Raw genomic sequence first — 3,072 nt, forward strand, 5'->3', positions numbered from 1 at the left:
TTCTATATTCCGCCCGGCATTTTGTTCTCGATAATCTGCGCGACTCTATTGGTGGCGACCTTGGAATTGCTGAATAGACGAAGCGAATGAAGCCTATTCATACGTCTACCTTTCATGTGCAACACAAATCTGTTTTGGATCGCCTTTATGCGAGATTCTCCGAGACGAATATCCCTTGATCGAGCCAATGACGGCTGGAGATGAAGCAAATGTCGCGGAGCGAAGATTTAACTGACGGACGGGATGATAACTACAAGCAATTGATGTGCGAGTTTTGGGAAGCCGCTCTCCAGAGGGCAAAACGTGTCGCCGAGGGTATTGCGTCCCGGCACCCAGGCGGCAATGGCCAAGCTTGGCGGAAGGCTGAATATTAGAGGTCAGCGGGTCGAATTCGCTCGTGCCTATCCCTTTCAACTCGCGGTTGTCGATGGGCGCATGGGCGATTTTTCGTTAACTGACTCGTGGATTGCGCGCGAACGAGTGTTGCATCAAGTGAGCGGCTGGCGACAAGGTCTTTTCTGCGCCAGCCCCTCGAACAGCGCTTATGCGGGAACAGCTATCGCCGCTCTTCTGGCCTTTTCAACCTGCACCTTGGCCATGATTTCATTCATATACACCCGGGCGTCGCCTCTTGTCTTAAGTCCCTGAAACCTCGCCGCCGCAGCCGCTCTTTCCTGGGGGGTTGCGGCTAAGTGGACGTCCTCTTTGAAGAGTATGCCGAGGAAACCCATCAAATTGCTCCGGTCAGGTATGGGTTCCAGGTCTAGCGCGGCCTGTTCCTCTGCCGTGAGGAGAGGACGCTTTTCAGGCCGAGGGGCGGGAGGTTTCAGCTTCACTGGACAATCCGTTCGTAGCACATTTGCCGTTTGCACGCCCTGAATCACATTGGCTGCGGCATCTCGACCAGTAAGAGGCAAGGCTTCTCCATTGGCAACGCTATCCATCGGGTGCTGCGAGGATCCGTTCTCGTAAGTTCCATTTAAAGCGTCACCGTAGTTCGGTTCAATGAACGTGTATTGGTATGGATAATCGCTCGACGTTACATCTGATTCGAAAGTCTCAAGATCGTTGACATCCGCCACGTAGATACCTTCGATCGCCGCTACCAGTGGAACCCTTCCCCCGATGGGTCCGTTTGTGTCGTGGTACAGGCCCCAGGTGATACCTTTCGCCGTCATCTCATCGAAGATCGAACCATTGGAAAACTTGAAACCGTTACTGAAGTCCTTAAACACCCAGTCAAATATTTCCCCGCCGCTGGGGGTATGGTCGAGGCCACTGGATGACGCTGCATGCAGGAAAAAACGATTCGGCCAGGTTGGACCGGGAAGGGAGGAGAACCACTGATCGCAAACCACATACTCTGTAGCCAGCTGATACAGCGCCGGCAACTGGTCCTTCGTATCGAAGCACTTCATAATGTCGCAAATGTCAGCGGCTGGAGCAACTGGCCCCTCCGTTGTCGTGGTTGCGTAGTTGGCTACGAATCCCGAATTGTAGATTGTCGGATACGCTTGTCCGGACACATAAGTGGAGCCTGGGCCGGCGAGTTGCTCGAGCACATCATCAAACTCGTGCCCAGGATCGGTCGGCATGTTCAACGGCGGATTGCCCTGAACGTTATACGGGGTGCCATTGTAGGAATTGGAATCGCTGGTTGTGGCTGCGTAAATTCCTGGAATACCCGACAGAGCCAGCATGTTGTCAAACGAATGATTTTCCAGCATCAAAACAAAAACGTTCTGGATTGCAGAAACGGGCCGAGTGTCTTTGAATTGGAGATCGAAGCTGTCATGGCTGCCTGACAGTTCATACGTGTAGACCAGGTTGTTAATGGAGCACTCCAGCCGTGGCGTATCCAAACTGAAGATCGCGCTACCGCCAATCCACCAGTTGTTCCTCGCCGCAGCGTGCCCTTGCCCGAGATAAACGGTTACCGCTGCGCCAATGGAAAATTGAATGACCACGGCAAACATAAAGTTCAGCTCTTCGGGCGTCTCGCCGCCTCCAAAGGGGGCATACTCCTTCGCGCTATCGTTGCCGCAATTGGAATTAAATGCGTCTGCAACCGGCGTGGATTTTTCGCGGCCAGCCTCCAGCGTGATGGTAAACGTACCGTCCGAAAAACTAATGGTCGGTGGAGTTTGAGAGGGCTGCCCGTCAGTGATGACCAGCGACCCGGATACATAACTGATGCTGCTGATTGCATTCGATAGATCGTTAATGGTGACGACATTGGAGCGCGTCTTGGCGAGAGACGAGTCTGCGGTGTTATCGGGAGTAGACACGGTATTTATCCTTTCGGGTACGGAGGGCATAGAGGCCCCTCCTGCAGCGTCCTACCGCCACAAGGCAGAAAACGCAGGTCTTCAATCAGGCGTGGATAACCGTGTTTCCAGAGTCTGCGCCGTTATCTATCCTGATCAACGGACTATGGCGCGCTTCATCCGTGACAAAGATGGAGCGGCCACAGGGCTACGAGTACATCCGTGCATATCTGGGAAAGGAAAGGCAGGAAAGGAGCTTCTTCACCGGGCTGGTCGTCATGTAAGCCAGCAGTAACCTTTGCTCCGGCATAGGAATATTGACTGCGACCGCTCTGGATGTCAAGAAGAGAGCTGAGAAGAAGATAGTTCCCAACTGGCGACTTCAGGGCTTAGGGGGTGTCATCTGAGAGGGTGCCGAATTTGCTCCCATGCTGTCCGCCGCAAACATGCTCACGGGGCGGTACACTTGCAAGTGAGGTTATCCATGAGTGCCGCCGATTTAACACTTCAATGTAGCGAGTGCGGGCAGGAATTTGTATTTACCGCAACGGAACAGCAGTTCTTTCAGGAGCGTGGTTACTCTTCGCCCAAGCGCTGTAAACCTTGCCGCCAAGCGAAGCAAAGCGCAGGGTCGTATGGCCAGCAAGATAGTGGACACACGGCCGGTTACAGCTCCGGCATGGGCACCGGAACAACGGTCGTTTGCGCCAGCTGCGGACAAACCACCACCGTTCCGTTTGAGCCGCGCGGCGATCGGCCGGTTTACTGTAAGAGCTGCTACAAGCCAAAGCAGGGTGGTGGGGGT

At 54.0% G+C, this 3,072-nt stretch carries 2 protein-coding genes; one reads left to right on the forward strand and one right to left on the reverse strand.

The window, feature by feature from the left end:
* Nucleotides 1–542: 542 nt before the first annotated feature.
* Nucleotides 543–2,288 carry an alkaline phosphatase family protein gene (locus AB4043_RS22485; RefSeq protein WP_442308152.1) on the reverse strand — a complete coding sequence of 582 codons (1,746 nt, stop codon included), beginning with the start codon at nucleotides 2,286–2,288 and terminating at the stop codon, nucleotides 543–545.
* 463 nt (nucleotides 2,289–2,751) lie between these two features.
* On the opposite strand from AB4043_RS22485, the gene AB4043_RS22490 reads away from it, so the two are divergent.
* A partial coding sequence (locus AB4043_RS22490) for a zinc-ribbon domain containing protein (RefSeq protein WP_442308153.1) occupies nucleotides 2,752–3,072 on the forward strand: 321 nt, incomplete at its 3' end.

Origin of the sequence: Terriglobus sp. YAF25 (assembly GCF_052113305.1) — a bacterium.
Taxonomy (GTDB): domain Bacteria; phylum Acidobacteriota; class Terriglobia; order Terriglobales; family Acidobacteriaceae; genus Terriglobus.